The organism is Vibrio sp. 1727 (assembly GCF_033344415.1).
Taxonomy (GTDB): Bacteria; Pseudomonadota; Gammaproteobacteria; order Enterobacterales; family Vibrionaceae; genus Vibrio; species Vibrio alginolyticus.
The window spans coordinates 120,152-136,290 of the sequence record NZ_JAWPOT010000017.1 but is presented as its reverse complement, the minus strand read 5'-3'; the positions used below and the strand labels follow the sequence as shown (position 1 = coordinate 136,290).

17 protein-coding genes are annotated in these 16,139 nt (G+C 54.8%); 9 read left to right on the top strand and 8 right to left on the bottom strand.

Annotated features, from left to right (window positions below):
- The first annotated feature begins 218 nt into the window (after window positions 1–218).
- A complete protein-coding gene (chrA, locus tag R8O10_RS16900) occupies window positions 219–1,424 on the top strand; it encodes a chromate efflux transporter (RefSeq protein ID WP_000184001.1) in 1,206 nt (401 codons plus the stop codon).
- A gap of 10 nt (window positions 1,425–1,434) precedes the next feature.
- The gene (locus R8O10_RS16895; protein ID WP_000130000.1) at window positions 1,435–1,740 is read left to right on the top strand and encodes a PadR family transcriptional regulator; all 306 of its coding nucleotides are present in this window, start codon (window positions 1,435–1,437) and stop codon (window positions 1,738–1,740) included.
- 32 nt (window positions 1,741–1,772) lie between these two features.
- Here the strand turns inward: R8O10_RS16895 and R8O10_RS16885 are convergent, their stop codons facing one another.
- From R8O10_RS16885 to R8O10_RS16855, 7 genes are all read right to left on the bottom strand, one after another.
- Window positions 1,773–2,762, bottom strand: coding sequence for a DUF3330 domain-containing protein (locus R8O10_RS16885; protein ID WP_001276635.1), 990 nt, complete (start codon window positions 2,760–2,762; stop codon window positions 1,773–1,775).
- Entirely contained in the window at window positions 2,759–2,995 is a 237-nt protein-coding gene (merE, locus tag R8O10_RS16880; RefSeq protein ID WP_001087810.1) for a broad-spectrum mercury transporter MerE, read from the bottom strand. The genes R8O10_RS16885 and merE overlap by 4 nt, the downstream gene beginning before the upstream one ends.
- Complete coding sequence (gene merD / locus R8O10_RS16875; RefSeq protein ID WP_000995361.1) at window positions 2,992–3,357, bottom strand: mercury resistance co-regulator MerD; 366 nt, start codon at window positions 3,355–3,357, stop codon at window positions 2,992–2,994. Before merD ends, merE begins: the two co-directional genes overlap by 4 nt.
- A gap of 111 nt (window positions 3,358–3,468) precedes the next feature.
- Window positions 3,469–4,107, bottom strand: a complete 639-nt coding sequence (gene merB, locus R8O10_RS16870) for an organomercurial lyase MerB (protein WP_000761850.1) — start codon at window positions 4,105–4,107, stop codon at window positions 3,469–3,471.
- Window positions 4,108–4,121: 14 nt separating this feature from the next.
- The gene (gene merA / locus R8O10_RS16865) at window positions 4,122–5,807 is read right to left on the bottom strand and encodes a mercury(II) reductase (protein ID WP_109883233.1); all 1,686 of its coding nucleotides are present in this window, start codon (window positions 5,805–5,807) and stop codon (window positions 4,122–4,124) included.
- Between the two features lie 71 nt (window positions 5,808–5,878).
- Window positions 5,879–6,154: a mercury resistance system periplasmic binding protein MerP gene (gene merP, locus R8O10_RS16860; RefSeq protein ID WP_000732290.1), complete on the bottom strand. Its 276-nt coding sequence runs from the start codon at window positions 6,152–6,154 to the stop codon at window positions 5,879–5,881.
- A 15-nt stretch (window positions 6,155–6,169) separates the two neighbouring features.
- Complete coding sequence (locus tag R8O10_RS16855) at window positions 6,170–6,520, bottom strand: mercuric transport protein MerT (protein WP_001294666.1); 351 nt, start codon at window positions 6,518–6,520, stop codon at window positions 6,170–6,172.
- A 71-nt stretch (window positions 6,521–6,591) separates the two neighbouring features.
- Here R8O10_RS16855 and R8O10_RS16850 point away from each other — a divergent pair, with 71 nt between their 5' ends.
- From R8O10_RS16850 to R8O10_RS16810, 7 genes are all read left to right on the top strand, one after another.
- Window positions 6,592–7,026, top strand: a complete 435-nt coding sequence (locus R8O10_RS16850) for a mercury resistance transcriptional regulator MerR (protein WP_000414383.1) — start codon at window positions 6,592–6,594, stop codon at window positions 7,024–7,026.
- A 99-nt stretch (window positions 7,027–7,125) separates the two neighbouring features.
- Window positions 7,126–8,130 (top strand): IS110-like element IS4321 family transposase, encoded by a 1,005-nt coding sequence (locus R8O10_RS16845; RefSeq protein WP_000427623.1) that lies wholly within the window; start codon window positions 7,126–7,128, stop codon window positions 8,128–8,130.
- A 642-nt stretch (window positions 8,131–8,772) separates the two neighbouring features.
- Entirely contained in the window at window positions 8,773–9,147 is a 375-nt protein-coding gene (locus tag R8O10_RS16830; RefSeq protein WP_000868820.1) for a hypothetical protein, read from the top strand.
- 113 nt (window positions 9,148–9,260) lie between these two features.
- Window positions 9,261–9,986 (top strand): hypothetical protein, encoded by a 726-nt coding sequence (locus tag R8O10_RS16825; protein WP_000988731.1) that lies wholly within the window; start codon window positions 9,261–9,263, stop codon window positions 9,984–9,986.
- A gap of 132 nt (window positions 9,987–10,118) precedes the next feature.
- A complete protein-coding gene (locus tag R8O10_RS16820) occupies window positions 10,119–14,372 on the top strand; it encodes an RHS repeat-associated core domain-containing protein (protein WP_001257735.1) in 4,254 nt (1,417 codons plus the stop codon).
- Window positions 14,362–14,784, top strand: coding sequence for a hypothetical protein (locus tag R8O10_RS16815; RefSeq protein WP_001165345.1), 423 nt, complete (start codon window positions 14,362–14,364; stop codon window positions 14,782–14,784). Before R8O10_RS16820 ends, R8O10_RS16815 begins: the two co-directional genes overlap by 11 nt.
- A 200-nt stretch (window positions 14,785–14,984) precedes the next feature.
- Window positions 14,985–15,407: a hypothetical protein gene (locus tag R8O10_RS16810; RefSeq protein ID WP_002210564.1), complete on the top strand. Its 423-nt coding sequence runs from the start codon at window positions 14,985–14,987 to the stop codon at window positions 15,405–15,407.
- Between the two features lie 15 nt (window positions 15,408–15,422).
- Here R8O10_RS16810 and R8O10_RS16805 read toward each other — a convergent pair whose 3' ends face one another.
- The gene (locus R8O10_RS16805) at window positions 15,423–16,085 is read right to left on the bottom strand and encodes a hypothetical protein (RefSeq protein ID WP_015063586.1); all 663 of its coding nucleotides are present in this window, start codon (window positions 16,083–16,085) and stop codon (window positions 15,423–15,425) included.
- Window positions 16,086–16,139: the final 54 nt, after the last annotated feature.

The window sequence follows — 16,139 nt, the reverse complement described above, 5'->3', positions numbered from 1 at the left end:
CCGAATGAAAGCCTGTCCTCAGCATAGTACTGGGAAGGAGGGAGTGACCATCTCATTAAATAAAGCACGCTAAGCCGTAAGTAAGCGTGCTCCTGTGAAAGCCACAGCTAAAACTGCGTAGTACACATAGAGGTATTTTTTTCTAGATTTATATCGAATTTCGTTATCGAATTTCGCTTATTATTGATCAACTCGTTGCAGATCATGAAGGCGAAAGTATGACGAATAACCCTACCGATGACAGCAGACCATGGTCGGTCTTTCTTATTTTTCTGCGGCTTGGATTGACATCTTTTGGCGGCCCCATTGCGCACTTGGGCTACTTCCGCGCCGAATTTGTCACACGGCGGCGCTGGCTCTCCGAACGGAGCTATGCTGACTTGGTCGCGCTTTGTCAGTTCTTGCCAGGGCCTGCAAGCAGCCAGGTCGGCATAGCGGTAGGACTGTCTCGGGCTGGATACAGCGGGGCGCTGGCTGCTTGGGCTGGCTTCACGCTGCCGTCTGCCATAGCCTTGATCCTTTTTGCGCTCGGCATCTCCAGCTATGGCGATTACGTCTCGCAGGGCGCGTTGCATGGCTTAAAAGTGGTGGCTGTGGCCGTGGTCGCTCAAGCAGTATGGGGCATGGCGCGTAACCTATGCACGGATGGGCTGCGAGTCACCATCATGGCAATTGCTACCTGCGTCGTTTTACTTGTGCCGTCCGCGTGGGGACAGGTTGGCGTGATTGCTATCGCAGGCATCGCAGGCCGGTTATTGTTCAAGCCAGCGAAAGTTGTTGAGCATGACCCCCTACCTATCACGGTCAGTCACCGGGCCGGCGTGCTTTGGCTCTCGCTGTTCTTTGTCTTGCTGATTGGCCTGCCGGTGTTGGCCGAACTGATGCCAAGTCAAACCATGGCAATGGTGGATTCCTTCTATCGTGTCGGATCACTGGTGTTCGGCGGTGGTCACGTTGTGCTGCCATTACTGCAAGCCGAAGTGGTGCCCTCCGGCTGGGTCAACAATGAATCCTTTCTCGCGGGGTACGGGGCAGCTCAAGCGGTGCCCGGCCCTTTGTTCACGTTCGCCGCGTTTCTTGGTGCCTCGATGAACACCGCCCCGTCGGGCTGGATCGGCGGCATTGTGTGTCTGCTGGCTATCTTCGCGCCCTCGTTCTTGCTGGTCGTCGGATCAATGCCATTTTGGGAGCGTTTGCGCCGCAATACAGGCATCCAAGCTGCGCTGGCCGGGATCAATGCCGCTGTAGTCGGCTTGCTGCTGGCCGCGCTGTATCAGCCTGTATGGACTAGCGCCATCTTTCAGCCGCAAGACTTCGGCTTGGCATTAGTTGCCCTTGTCGCACTTATGTTCTGGAAGCTCCCGCCGTGGCTGGTTGTCCTCGGTAGCGGTGCAGCTGGGTGGCTGTTGAGCGTCGCTCTGTGAGGCACAAAAAATGACTGACAAAGACCTCTACGGCGGTTTGATCCGCCTGCACATCCTTCACCATGCAGCCGAGGAACCTGTCTTTGGGCTGGGGATCATCGAAGAGCTACGCCGACACGGCTACGAGATGAGCGCTGGCACCGTGTACCCGATGCTGCACGGCCTGGAAAAAAAAGGCTATCTGACCTCACGCCACGAACGCACCGGGCGACGTGAACGGCGTGTTTATGACATCACTGAACAAGGCAGAACTGCACTTGCTGATGCGAAAACAAAGGTCAAGGAGCTGTTCGGAGAGTTGGTAGAAGGTGGTTGAGTTTTTGCTTCTATGTCAGGTTGAGCTATGCCTCAGTCTGACAGTGATGAGTCGCAGGCGTTCGGATCGGCATCGGTTTCGCTCCCGGTCTTGGCGCGCGCCTGGAAGCGCTGATAGCACTCCAGCCCGCAGAAGTGCTCGACGTATTCCGCGCCTTCCGGGGTGAAGGCGGCATCGAGCGGGATTTCCTTGCAGCACACGCAGCAACTGGTGGCAGTCGGATCATTTGCATTCATGGTGGCACCCCTCCATTGACTGACGAAGACGGCGAATGCCGCCGCCGGCATCGGCTTGGCGAACAGGAAGCCTTGTCCTGTGTCGCAGTCCGCTTGTCGCAACAAATCAAGACTCGCCGATGTTTCCACGCCTTCGGCCACTACTTCCATGCCAAGCCCATGCGCAAGCTGAATCACGGTGCGCACGATGGTCTGGTCGCGGTGGTCGTTGGCGAGTCCGGCGACAAACGATTGGTCGATCTTGAGCGTGCTGATGGGGCAGCATTTCAGGTGTTGCAGGCAGGAATAGCCGGTGCCGAAGTCGTCGGCGGCGAAGCGCACACCGATCTGTCGCAAAGCTTCCAGGGCGGGGAAGATCGCCGGATCACCGAACGCAACCGATTCGGTCAGCTCAATTTCAAGATACGCGGCGGGCAACCCGGCATCGGCCAGCACGCCCTTTACCCACTTGTCGAAATCTGGCCCCACTTGGCTCGCCGAAACATTGACGGCCAGCCGGAACGGTTGCCATGCCAGCACCCGCCAGTCGCGCATTTGACGGCAGGCTGCGCCCAGCACCCATGCGCCGATTTCCGGCATCAGGCCGGACGATTCGATCACGGGCAGGAACTGGCCCGGCGGCAACAGTCCGAGCGTCGGATGACGCCAGCGCAACAGGGCTTCCGCGCCGACAATCTGCTCACTGCGCAAATCGACAATCGGCTGGTAGTGCAGCTCAAGCTGCCCGCGCTCGACCGCCTGCGCCAGTTGCGCCACTGTCCATTCAATTGGCTGGGAAGCGCTCATGATCGACCTCTGAAGGCCCGCAGCAGCCGCGTCACAGACAGGACAAACAAGCCGGTCAGCGTGAGGGCTGCAATACCCCAGTGCTCGCCGATGAACGCGCCGGCCGTCGTGCCGGCCAGCACAATGGCGAGAATCGGCAAATGACAGGGACAGGTGAGCACCGCCAGCGCACCCCACAGGTAGCCGGTGAACGGCTTGTGTGTCTCGGCCGGCATGCGCTCGGGGCTGTTCATGGCAAACTCTCCGCATGCTGTGCCGGCGCGGTCGGCATGGCGGCCAACTGCACTTCCAGATTGGCCAACGCTTCGCGCCGGCGTTCGACGAACTGACGCAGCACAGCAAGCTGCGCGGCAGTTTCATCGCAGTTCGCCGCATCCAGCGCCCGGCACAGCCGCGCCAATGCGCCGAGGCCGATGCCCGCCTCGAAGGCGGCCCGCACGAAGCACAGTCGCTGCAAGGCGGCGTCATCGAACAGGCCGTAGCCACCCGTGGTGCAGGCGACTGGCCGCAGCAATCCGCGCAGCAGGTAGTCGCGCACGATATGCACGCTCACCCCGGCATCAAGGGCCAGCCGGGACACCGTGTAGGCGTTCATCGAACACCTCCTTTTGGTCGGTTCACGGCAATGCATATACCGTTTCGCCGAGTTCAATCCGCGCGCTGCGAATCCGATGCCGGTGCCGTAGAACATTGGGTCGATATCCGATCACGGTGTCCTAGATGACATGGTCTGCAACAGATGTCGATTAAACTCCTGGCCCAAGCCGAAAGCCTCGTGGACACTGACGATCGCCAATCCTTCCAATCCTTGATGCTTGGAGGCCCAGTCTTCCGCCGTCGGGACAGATGCAAAGAAATGTACATGGCAACAGAAGGACTGACGAACGTCGGCTGCTTCCTGCGGCAATACCAAGGACACCGCCATGCCGGCAGGTTCGACAGCCTGTATCTCGCTGGGTGAAACCGTGAGTGAAACGGGTGCTCCGGTTGCAGCGCAATGCGATGAGACGCGAGCTGTACGGCCGATCAGCGCCGGAAATATCAAGGTGTCCAGCGCGCACCAGGCATACAGACGGCGGTCGTCAATTTCAAAGACATACGAAGTCTCGCGCAAGGTGAGGCCGTAGCCGATGATGTTCCCATCTTTGTCATATTCGGTACTGGTGGCCTGTTCGAGTACGGCGGCCACTCGCTCAGCGGGCCAGTCGAGAATCCCGGCAAGTGTCGTTCGTGAAACCGGACGCCCCTTGGCGAGTTCCCGCAGTAGCGGGACCAAGAGATCCGCAGTACCATTGGTACGATTGACCGAAGTGAGACGTTCTAAAATATATGGGGCGAGCTTCATGGTTCCATCTCCTTTCATCCTGCGCAGCAGGACAATTGTTTGACATCCTTGGTGAAGGTCTGCGCCGCGAGCTTCAGCCCCTCGACCATCGTCAGGTAGGGGAACAACTGGTCGGCCAGTTCCTGCACCGTCATGCGGTTGCGAATGGCGAGAACAGCCGTCTGGATCAATTCGCCGGCTTCCGGGGCGACGACCTGCACGCCGATGAGCCGTCCGCTACCTTCCTCGATGACCAGCTTGATAAAGCCGCGTGTGTCGAAGTTGGCAAGCGCACGCGGCACGTTGTCGAGCGTGAGCGTGCGACTGTCGGTTTCGATCCCGTCGTGATGCGCTTCCGCTTCGCTGTAGCCCACGGTTGCTACTTGCGGATCGGTGAACACCACGGCCGGCATCGCGGTTAGATTGATGGCAGCATCCCCTCCGGTCATGTTGATCGCGGCACGGGTGCCGGCCGCTGCCGCCACATAGACGAATTGTGGCTGGTCCGTGCAGTCGCCGGCCGCGTAAATGTGTGGCGTGCTGGTGCGCATGCCCTTGTCGATGACGATGGCACCCTGCGCATTGACGGTGACTCCCGCCGCGTCGAGTGCCAGGCTGCGCGTGTTCGGTGTCCGTCCGGTAGCGACCAGCAGCTTGTCGGCACGTACTTCACCGTGTCCCGTGGTCAGCACGAATTCGCCGTTCACATGCGCGACCTGGCTGGCTTGCGTGTGTTCCAGTACCTTGATCCCTTCGGCACGGAAGGCCGCTGTGACGGCCTCGCCGATGGACGGGTCGTCGCGGAAGAACAGCGTGTTGCGAGCTAGGATCGTGACCTGGCTGCCCAGCCGGGCGAAGGCTTGCGCCAGTTCCAGCGCGACCACCGACGAGCCGATCACGGCTAGGCGTTCGGGAATGGTGTCGCTGACCAAGGCCTCGGTCGAAGTCCAGTAGGGTGACTCTTTCAGGCCCGGAATCGGCGGCATGGCCGGACTGGCACCCGTGGCGACCAGGCAGCGGTCGAACATCACGACGCGCTCACCACCCTCGTTCAAACTAACGATAAGGCTCTGGTCGTCCTTGAAACGCGCTTCACCGTGCAGAACGGTGATGGCTGAATTGCCGTCCAGGATGCCTTCGTACTTGGCATGACGGAGTTCTTCGACACGGGCCTGCTGCTGGGCCAGCAGCCGCTCGCGCAAGATCGTCGGCGGTGTGGGTGGCATGCCGCCGTCGAATGGGCTTTCCCGGCGCAGATGGGCGATGTGGGCGGCGCGGATCATGATCTTGGACGGCACACAACCGACGTTGACGCAGGTGCCGCCGATGGTGCCGCGCTCAATCAGCGTGACCTGCGCGCCTTGCTCGACGGCCTTCAGTGCTGCCGCCATCGCGGCTCCACCGCTGCCGATCACGGCGACTTGCAACGGGCGCTCGCCGCCGCTGCCCTTGTCGACGGCACCCATCCAGCCGCGCACCTTGTCGAACAGCCCAGTGCGGTTGTCGGTCGGCGGGGCATCGGCGAGCATCGCTTTGTAGCCCAGGCCAGCCACGGCGGCGGTCAGTGCGTCCGGCGCTGTGCCTGGATCAAGGGCGAGCTGGGCCGCGCCCTTGGCATAGGACACTATGGCAGATTGGACGCCGGGTACTTTTTCCAGCGCTTCCTTGACGTGCGCCGCGCACGAGTCGCAGGTCATGCCGGTGATTTTTAGATGGGTCATGCGACAGATCCTTTTTCGTTTGTGGTAGCAGACAAGGGCGTCAGATGTGCTGCGCTGCCGTTTTCAGTGCCTCACTTCTTGACGCTGGACGGATAGCCCGCGTCTTCGGTGGCCTTGGTCAGCTTCTGCACGCTGGTCTTGGCATCATCGAAGGTGACAACCGCTTCGCGTGTCTCGAAGGTCACGTTAACTTTGCTGACGCCTTCGACCTTGGAAATCGCCTTCTTAACGGTGATCGGACAAGCGGAGCAGGTCATGCCCGGTACGGACAGCGTGACGGTCTGGGTGGCGGCCCACACGGGGGCAACAACGGCAGCGATGGCGAGAGAGGCAAACAGTTTTTTCATGATGAACTCCTGTGATTAATAGAAAAATGGCATGACGTAGGGAAATCCGAGCGCGACCAGAACCAGCGCGGCCACGACCCAGAAAATGAGCTTGTAAGTAGCGCGCACTTGGGGAATCGCACACACATCCCCTGGTTTGCAGGCTTGCGCCGGTCGGTAGATGCGCCGCCAGGCGAAAAACAGCGCCACCAACGCCGCGCCGATGAAGATCGGGCGATAAGGTTCCAACACCGTCAAGTTGCCGATCCAAGCGCCGCTGAACCCCAGGGCGATCAGAACCAGCGGCCCCAGGCAGCAAGCCGAGGCGAGGATGGCGGCTAGCCCGCCAGTGAAGAGCGCCCCGCGCCCGTTTTGAGGTTCAGACATACGCTTGTCCTTTCAAATCTGGATTGGATAGCTTAAGCTTACTTCCGTACCAATGTACGGAGTCAAGCGATATGGAAAAAAATTTGGAGAATCTGACTATTGGCGTTTTCGCCAAGGCGGCCGGGGTCAACGTGGAAACAATCCGGTTCTATCAGCGCAAGGGCTTGTTGCCGGAGCCGGACAAGCCCTATGGCAGCATCCGCCGCTATGGCGAGGCGGATGTGACGCGGGTGCGCTTCGTGAAATCAGCCCAGCGGCTCGGATTCAGCCTCGACGAGATCGCAGAGCTGCTGAGGCTGGATGACGGCACCCACTGCGAGGAAGCCAGCAGCCTGGCCGAGCACAAGCTTCAGGACGTGCGCGAAAAAATGACCGACCTGGCGCGCATGGAAACCGTGCTATCCGAACTTGTGTTCGCCTGCCATGCGCGGCAAGGGAACGTTTCTTGCCCGCTGATTGCTTCGCTGCAAGGGGAGAAAGAGCCGCGTGGTGCCGACGCGGTGTAGCCGAGGGTAGTTACGCCTTAGCGTGCTTTATTTAATGAGATGGTCACTCCCTCCTTCCCGGTACTATGCTGAGGACAGGCTTTCATTCGGAGAACTATCATGGAAAACATTGCGCTCATTGGTATCGATCTGGGTAAAAACTCTTTCCATATTCATTGCCAGGATCGTCGCGGGAAGGCTGTTTACCGTAAAAAATTTACCCGGCCAAAGTTGATCGAATTTTTGGCGACATGCCCCGCTACAACCATCGCAATGGAAGCCTGTGGCGGTTCTCACTTTATGGCACGCAAGTTGGAAGAGTTGGGGCATTCCCCAAAGCTGATATCACCACAATTTGTCCGCCCGTTCGTTAAAAGCAATAAAAACGACTTTGTCGACGCCGAAGCTATTTGTGAAGCTGCATCGCGTCCGTCTATGCGTTTTGTGCAGCCCAGAACGGAATCTCAGCAGGCAATGCGGGCTCTGCATCGTGTCCGTGAATCCCTGGTTCAGGATAAGGTAAAAACAACCAATCAAATGCATGCTTTTCTGCTGGAATTTGGCATTAGCGTTCCCCGAGGAGCTGCCGTTATTAGCCGACTGAGTACCATTCTTGAGGATAATAGTTTGCCTCTTTACCTCAGCCAGTTATTGCTGAAATTACAACAGCATTATCACTATCTTGTTGAGCAGATTAAAGATTTGGAATCCCAGTTGAAACGAAAGTTGGACGAAGATGAGGTTGGACAGCGCTTGCTGAGCATTCCCTGCGTCGGAACACTGACAGCGAGTACTATTTCAACTGAGATTGGCGACGGGAAGCAGTACGCCAGCAGCCGTGACTTTGCGGCGGCAACAGGGCTTGTACCTCGGCAGTACAGCACGGGAGGTAGGACGACATTGCTGGGAATTAGTAAGCGAGGTAATAAAAAGATCCGAACTTTGTTGGTTCAATGTGCCAGGGTATTCATACAAAAACTGGAACACCAGTCTGGCAAATTGGCCGATTGGGTCAGGGATTTACTGTGCCGGAAAAGCAACTTTGTCGTCACTTGTGCTCTGGCAAACAAGCTGGCCAGAATAGCCTGGGCCCTAACGGCACGACAGCAAACTTATGTAGCATAACGGCAGAAATACACCGGTTTAAAGAATTACTGATCTGGTTTTGCGAATACTGATATTGATGATACTAACGGCCCACCGGCCTGTTGAGGAACCTGTAAAACGGAAAGGCTCATTGAAGCCGTATATTTTCTGGAGGTTCATCAGGCGCGGAACTCATCGAGGCGCGGGAATAAAATCCCATTCAGACGCCGGATAGATTCAAGCAAGCCAACTTGTCGTCAAAATCGGTGTTGCAAAAACGGGAGTGACCATAGATTCCGTTTTCTGAGACGACCCCTTGTAGGATTGGCTGTATCTGGGGACACTATAACCGTCAAAGAAGCCGGTTTGGTGTTGGTCATTGGGGTTATCCTGTGGATCTATGGTATAATCTTAACCAAGGTCAGCAATTCCTAAGGGGGTCAAATGGACGCTTTCACATTAGGCATGTTGGGGTTGCTCATTTTTTTCACTGTCGTCACTGGCGGCAGTCTGTATCTCTACCATGAGAAACAGAAGGAAAAAAAGCATCACAACGCCTAAAGAGTAACTGCGACAATGAACGTAAAGGCCAGCAATAGCTGGCCTTTTTTTATACTTGCAGTTTGAGGTGTTACATGTCACGATAAGGTAAGTGTGACATGTAACGGAAAAGGTGATTTTTTGAAAGTATCCAATGAAGATGCTCAGGCTACGGCGATCTATCTCCTCAGAGCTGCTTCGCGCCCAGCTTTCTGGCGTGACGTCCCATTCGATAAGAAACTTGAAGCCGTGGACAGCCTGAACAGCATAGGGCGATCACCATCAGAACTCACTGAATGGATTAATAAATACCTGACAGCAGAGCAAATCAATAAACTCGGGACATCAATTAGGCAACGTCGCAGAAGGGGATATGGTGTTGGTAAAAGCATAACTATAAGCGATAAAGCCCACAGGATTTTGAAGCGGTTGTCAGAAGTCGATGGTTGCAGTTTGTCAGAAGTGATCGAGAAACGCCTAGCCCGAGCTTATAAAAATACATGGGACCATAAATAGAGTGACACTAGGGGTTGCATTTTTAAAACCCGTGATAGCATCTAAATGAACCCAAACGAATAGGGGGGCTGGCGGCGATGCCGACCATTATCCCGACAATGGAGAAATAGACCATGATGACATTGACTACCGTCTCGAAGAAAACTTCAAATAATTCAGCCCTTGTATTCTGGCGCGTTGGTACAAAACGGAAAGGCATCCTTGATGTCCATATTGATTTTGACCACGAAGAAGCGGATCTTTTGGCTGAGCTCGTAGCCATTCGCTATCTGGCGCTGGACAAACAGGTTTTTTGCAGAGAGCCAGGTGCTGGTGCTGGTTACAAGCTGGTGGTATCCAAAGGTGCAATCAAGAAGCTGGCGCTGGGCAAATCCACCAAGGCTTTTGCTTTCAAGTTTGCGGCTTGCCTCACTGGGCGTTTAAAGGGCGCTACTATTGAAGTCTCGCAGAGCATGGAGTTTATGGATGAGCCGGGAGAGGGCAACATTGAGCTCCTCGATGTGGACAAGCAAGCCTATACCCAGACCCATGACGAAATATCTACACCTGCCATTGGCCCCGTCCTGGTTACTCAACATGCCATCGATCAGTATCAGGCCCGGATAACCTCTGGAGACCCTAAAAAACCGTGGGCCTCACTTGTTGGCCGCCTCCAGCATCCAGAGTTACAGGTTCAGCCCTTTGACGAGAAAGTGGCTCGCCATAAAGCCAGAAAGTATGGCCGCGTAGATAACGTGGAAGTCTGGGGCCATAGAGATTCCAAGTTCAAGTACCTGATGGTGATCAACGACGACAACCAAAAACGTGTTCTTGTCACAGTGTTTGAGCGAAATGAGTAACCTGCTTCTCATTTGTTCTGAATACACAACCTCTCCAAATCACGTATTCATACCCTAAAAGGGCAATAACGCAGTCGTTGATAACGACTCTCCCACCTGAAAATAGCTCCAGCATAAAAACTGGAGCTGTAAATGAGATCGAGACCTTCCCTTTTACTGATGCGAAACCTGCGGTCATTGGCCGTTGTGGTGCTCGCAACTTTGCCATGCGTTGCTTTTGCACAATGGCGGGTTGTAGCCGTGAGCACCGAAGTAGACAAAATGCGCTTCAACACCATCATAGACGCGCATTCCTTCATGAAGAATTATCGCTCTGGTGAGGAGCAAGGGAAGGGAACGCCAGTTGGGGATGCGCTTTATCCGGTTGCCAGTTATGGTGATGGCCGTTATGTCTCCAGGATCTGTTTTAAGTATCTAGGTGCTACTGGCGATTATGACCCCACTACCTGCACTGGCGACCCAGCTACGGTCTACTGGCGCTCAACCTATGTTCTGCCGGGTGAGATGGATAAAACACCGTTCCTGGACAGGGATCTCGGCTTACCAACAACGACCATGTGTGTAGGGAACCCTATCCATCTTGGCACCGGCAACAAGTTCCAGGCTGAACTGGATTATCAAAGCGGAGGCTCCGACCCTTTCACATTCACCAGATACTACAATAGCCACCTTCCTGATGAAGAGCTCGGCGGCTGGCGGCATACCTACTCGCGGAGCGTCGAGGTCAACGCCTCGAAGTACGGTGAGAACATGGTTGTCCTGCACCGGCCAGAAGGGCAACAACTCGCGTTCTACAACTCGTCCTCTGTCTGGGTGCCAACATGGAAAACCGATGATACCTTGACGAAGGATGCTACCGGCTGGCGCTACACTCAATCTGACGGGGTAGTCGAGGCCTATGATGAAACCGGACGACTGACCGGCATCGAGAAGCCCAACGGCAATCACATCACCCTGAGCTATCTGAACGGAGAGCTATCCTCGATCACTGACGGCTTTGGCCGCACCATCCAGTTCCAGTATCAAGATGGCCGCATGGTCAGTGTCACCGATCCTGCTGGTGGCAGTATTCAGTACCAGTACAACAGCGCTGGCAAGCTGGCGGAAGTGATCTACCAGGACAATACGAGCCGCAGCTATCTCTACGATGACCCGAATGCACCGGGTTTGCTCTCTGGGCTGGTGGACGAGAACGGCAACCGTTTCGCCACATGGGGATATGATACTCAGGGGAGAGCGGTTCTAAGCGAACACGCCGGGGGCGCAGAGAAAACTCAGGTAAGCTACAACGCTGACGGAAGCGTCTCTGTCACCAATGCCCTCGGCCACGTTCAGCGATACACCTACAGTCGCCACAATGGGATGCTCAAGCCTGATGTGGTTGAGGGTGCGCCGTGTACCGGCTTTGTGGGCGGCAAGGAAACCTACGTCTACGACAGCAAAGGCCTCGTCTCCAGCATTACTGACCGCGCTGGGCAGAAGCGCACGTTCACCCATAACGACCGGGGATTGGAAACCACCCAGATAGACCAGGACGGGGGTAAGGTTACGACCGACTGGCTTCCTTCCAAGTCGCTCCCGGCAAAAATCACAGAACCAACCAGGATCACTGAGCTCACCTACGACACTCATCTCCGGGTGATAAGCCGCAAGGTCACTGATCGCAGCTCGGGCGCTTCCCGGACATGGACCTACACCTATGCCCCTGTTGGTACAGGAAAGCCGAGCCTGTTGGCCTCGGTTGATGGTCCGCGCACCGACGTCAGCGATGTTACGACATTTGACTACGATGACCAGGGCAACCTGATCCGGACAACGAACGCGCTGGGGCAGGTGACGCAGTTTGGTGACTACGACGCGAACGGTCGCGCCGGGACCATTCAGGGTGTCAATGGTGTAACCCAAACCCTCACCTATGACGCCAGAGGAAGACTTGTCAGCTCCACTGGGCCAGAAGGAACCACGGTCTACAACTATGATGCTGTGGGCCTCCTGAGTTCGCTGACCAAGCCAAATGGTGCAACCGTCAGCTATGAGTACGACGCTGCACATCGGCTGGTGGCGGAAACAGATGCACAGGGCAACCGGCGCGAGCTTGAGCTCAATGACCTCGGGAACCCAGTAGAAGAGCGACTGCTCGATGCGCTGGGCCAGACCCGTTGGATAGAGCGCCGGATCTTCAACGAAATCGGCTGGCTCTCCAGTGTCTCCGACGCCTATAGCAATCAGTCATCGTTTTCCTACGATGTGGTGGCAAACCTGATACAGGAGACCAGTCCCTCTGGTAACACACACTCCTACAAGTACGACGGCTTCCATCACCGGACACAAACGACCGATCCCCTCGGGAAGGTCACGCAGGTGCTCTACAAGGATACCGGCGATGTTTACCGTGTCTCCGACCCTCGTTCGCGCCTGACCTACTACAGCTACAACGGCTTTGGCGAAGTGACCCAGGTCCGGAGCCCGGACACCGGCACCACCGACATTACCTATGACGAAGCCGGTAACGTGGCAACGCGCAAAACGGCCAAGGGGCAAACCACAAGCTACAGCTATGACGCGCTGAACCGGATCATCGAAACCTCCAGCGATGTCGCTGGCGAATCGCCAATTCTGTACGGGTACGACGAAGCAACCTCACCATACGGCATAGGCCGCTTGACCTCAGTCGATGATGGCAACGGTGTCCGGAGATTTGGCTACACCCCCGAAGGATGGCTGGCTTACGAAACCTGGGAAACCCACGGGCAGAGCCTGACTACCCAGTACCAATACGATGGTGCAGGCCTCGTCACGAAGATCACGTATCCCAGTGGCCGTGAGGTCTCCTACACCCGTGACTCAGCCGGTGACGTCATCGAGGTGACAACGACACAAGCAGGCACCACAACAAACCTGGCAAGCCAGATTGAGCGAGCGCCCTTTGGCCCCGTCACCAGTATGGTCAGAGGGAACGGCATTTCAGAAAGCCGCACTCTGGATCTCGATTACCGTGTCACCGGCATCGACGCTGCTAGGGTGCATTCGCTGGTCTATCGGTACACGCCAGACTCGTTGATTTCAGCCATAGACGACAATCTCAGCTCATCAGTCAATCAGTCACTCGGTTATGACGCGGTTGGCCGCATCACCTCTGCTGAGGGGATCTATGGCGTTTTGGGCTATGGCTATGACGCCACCGGCAACAGGACCTCGATCACGACCGATGGCCTGAGCCAAAGCTACACCATCAACTACATGAACAACTGGTTGGTGAAGGCCGGGCAAACCTCCAGAAGCTATGACGCCAATGGCAACCTGACGAAGCAGGGGGCGGATACCTTCACCTATGACAGCCAGAACCGGCTGGTGGCCGCAACGGTCGCGGGAGTGACTGTAAGCTACACATACAACCATCTGGATCAGCGTGTAACCAAGACCCTAAACGGGCATACCCGGCTGCTGGTTTACGACCTGGCAGGAAACCTCATCGAGGAGCTGGACGCGGCCACTGGAGACGTGCTGGCGGAGTACATCTGGCTCGATGGGACACCCTTGGGCTTTGTTCAGTCAGGACAGACCTACCAAGTCCACGTCGATCACCTGGGCACCCCGAAGGCACTGACCGACGTCAGCGGCCAAGTCGTTTGGAAGGCGAGCTACAGCCCGTTCGGTAAGGCCAGCATCATCATCCAGGGGCCAACCTTCAACCTGCGATTCCCAGGACAGTATTACGACGCGGAGACCGGGTTCCACTACAACTGGCGGCGTTACTACGACCCAGCGACCGGGCGGTACATTACCAGCGACCCTCTTGGCCTGATCGATGGAGTAAACACCTACGGGTATGTGCATGGAAACCCTATGTCCAATACCGACCCGACGGGTGAATTTGCGTTTGTTGGTGCAGGTATTGGAGCTGGGTTGGAGCTACTTAGCCAACTAATCGAAAATAATGGGAGTTGGAAATGTGTTAGTTGGTCAAAAGTTGGAATCGCCGGAGCGATTGGGGCTATAGGTGGCGGCTGGGCGTCAGGAGTTTTCAGACATGCCAGCTCCGGTAAATCGTGGTTCAAATTAAGCCAAAAATGGAGCAATGTCTCACCCAGAGTAAGGAAAGTTCAAGGGGTTCCACGAGGTAATGAGCTTCACCATTGGGCTATTCAGAGAAATGGCAAGTTTGGCAAATATGTTCCTGACTCAATAAAAAACCATCCTTGGAACTTGAAGTCCATTCCAAGAGATATTCACCAAAACATTCACGGCAATGGACCTACCCCATATAGCGCATTTGGTCGTTGGTGGCACGGGACGCCTGAATGGGCAAAAGTAGCTCAAGCCTCTCCTGTTAGTGGTGGTTTAGCTGATTCAATAAATGATGAGGGATGCGGTTGTGCAAATTGAATTTCCAGCGCTGCTTGTGAGCAGCAAGAAAAGGTCGCTCTTCGTAGTGGCATCAGAATCCGAGTTCGGGAAATGTACTATTCAGTCTTTGAGGAACGGTTATTTTGAGCTGATGGACATTTATGATTCGGAAGGTCGTCACTACAAAATAGACGAGGTTGCGAGCTACAAGCCGCTAAGTCCATTCTGGTACTGGCCTGTAGAAATTGTGATGTATGGTTCTCGACTGTTTAAGGCTAATTTCAATGCTGTTCTTATCTCTAATCTGGATTGCAAGGAGTTAAAATCTGAACTTTGTGATTTGGCTAAAAAGTACAGAAGTAATTTGGATTCCGGCGTCGGAATTGAAAAGATTATGGAGGAAATGGAGTCTGCCAGAACAATTAAAGAATTGATAAAGGTTTTTGGCTAGTTATTCATTGAATACGCTGGTGTTAGTCTAGCTAACCGACGCCAGCGGCCAAGTGTTTGGAAGGCGAGCCATCATAGAGTCAGTAGAGAGAGATACTTTTGGAAATCAATAGTATTATGATTGGTACAAATGAGTTGTAGCTCCATATTTTAAAGGGGGATTTCAGAGAAATGAAGAATAAGAAGGTAATAACTTTGATAATGGCCGCAGCCGCATCATGCTCGTCAGTCTACGCCGCGACATTACCGACCAGTGAGGTAGACGCATACATACTTGCGATGAACACCATGTCACCTATCACTGCAAAGTACACCATCCAGTACAAGCAAGCGGTTGAGCAGAAATGCAATACAGCCCTGAGCGTTGAGCAGCTCAACTCAAAGGCATTCACCAATGTTGTCCAGGCAATGGTGAGTAGTGAGACCGTCGATAGAATGGGGCTTGATGCTGCTGGTGGATCACTCCAGGATACCCTGTCTGTGATCGGCAAGAACGTCACATGCAGTGACCTGAACGCGCCATTTAAAGCACTCTTGGATGATAAGGACTTCACCAGAAAGCATCAGCACCTATCGAAGGTGCTGCATACTTGGAATGAAGTTGTTTCTCAAAGCAAACCCTGAGTAACAAAAAGGAGCCTAACTGGCTCCTTTTTTAATGGGGATGATGTTACGTTCGTGGACGTTATTTTCACTCGGGATATGTAACGTTGAAAAAGGCGTACCGACAAGAGAGTGGTCACATAGCTCTCCATAATAGATGAGCGACAAAATCTCTTGCTCGTTGATTTTTCCCACCTTAAAAAGGTAATTGATTATTGCTGTATCCAGTAGGTCGTGACACCCATTAAGCAGATCCACGATATTGGCCGCAGCTTCATTTTCCTCTCCGTCATCTCGACCGGCTAATACTGATTCAACCCAAGCCTCAAGGCTCGGATGTCCCTCAGCGAGCTCTATTTGACGGCACTCGTTCTCGATCAACCCTGTGATTGCTTCGTTGAGCGTTCCGCCATAAGTCGGCATGTTGAGAACAACTCCAAATCCGGGGATTTCTTTTTGGATTGGCTTCGCATCCTTGGGAGCTGATTTCAGCCACAGGAAAAACCAGATCCCAGAGCTTATGTCTTCCGGCTTGACCTGGTTGGCCGCAAGGAATTTGGAAACCTCGTTACAGATGATGCCATCTGGCGCTGCCATCTCGTAAATACCCGCCATCAGATCTTCAAGGCTCTTATACATATTATCTCTCGCACCTGTACATGATGTTTTCACTATCGTTGTTAAGCGTTTTTTCAGCAAGTATGTTCCAGCGAGACATCTTATACCATTCCATCTAAATCTGTAAAATTACCG

Excerpts from the sequence above, each read along its gene's own strand:
- merA (WP_109883233.1), bottom strand. The coding sequence starts at position 5,807 with ATGACCCATCTAAAAATCACCGGCATGACCTGCGACTCGTGCGCGGCG.
- merB (WP_000761850.1), bottom strand. The coding sequence starts at position 4,107 with ATGAAGCTCGCCCCATATATTTTAGAACGTCTCACTTCGGTCAATCGT.
- chrA (WP_000184001.1), top strand. The coding sequence starts at position 219 with ATGACGAATAACCCTACCGATGACAGCAGACCATGGTCGGTCTTTCTT.
- merP (WP_000732290.1), bottom strand. The coding sequence starts at position 6,154 with ATGAAAAAACTGTTTGCCTCTCTCGCCATCGCTGCCGTTGTTGCCCCC.
- R8O10_RS16850 (WP_000414383.1), top strand. The coding sequence starts at position 6,592 with ATGGAAAAAAATTTGGAGAATCTGACTATTGGCGTTTTCGCCAAGGCG.
- R8O10_RS16845 (WP_000427623.1), top strand. The coding sequence starts at position 7,126 with ATGGAAAACATTGCGCTCATTGGTATCGATCTGGGTAAAAACTCTTTC.
- R8O10_RS16820 (WP_001257735.1), top strand. The coding sequence starts at position 10,119 with ATGAGATCGAGACCTTCCCTTTTACTGATGCGAAACCTGCGGTCATTG.
- merE (WP_001087810.1), bottom strand. The coding sequence starts at position 2,995 with ATGAACAGCCCCGAGCGCATGCCGGCCGAGACACACAAGCCGTTCACC.
- R8O10_RS16855 (WP_001294666.1), bottom strand. The coding sequence starts at position 6,520 with ATGTCTGAACCTCAAAACGGGCGCGGGGCGCTCTTCACTGGCGGGCTA.
- R8O10_RS16895 (WP_000130000.1), top strand. The coding sequence starts at position 1,435 with ATGACTGACAAAGACCTCTACGGCGGTTTGATCCGCCTGCACATCCTT.
- merD (WP_000995361.1), bottom strand. The coding sequence starts at position 3,357 with ATGAACGCCTACACGGTGTCCCGGCTGGCCCTTGATGCCGGGGTGAGC.
- R8O10_RS16885 (WP_001276635.1), bottom strand. The coding sequence starts at position 2,762 with ATGAGCGCTTCCCAGCCAATTGAATGGACAGTGGCGCAACTGGCGCAG.
- R8O10_RS16825 (WP_000988731.1), top strand. The coding sequence starts at position 9,261 with ATGATGACATTGACTACCGTCTCGAAGAAAACTTCAAATAATTCAGCC.
- R8O10_RS16810 (WP_002210564.1), top strand. The coding sequence starts at position 14,985 with ATGGCCGCAGCCGCATCATGCTCGTCAGTCTACGCCGCGACATTACCG.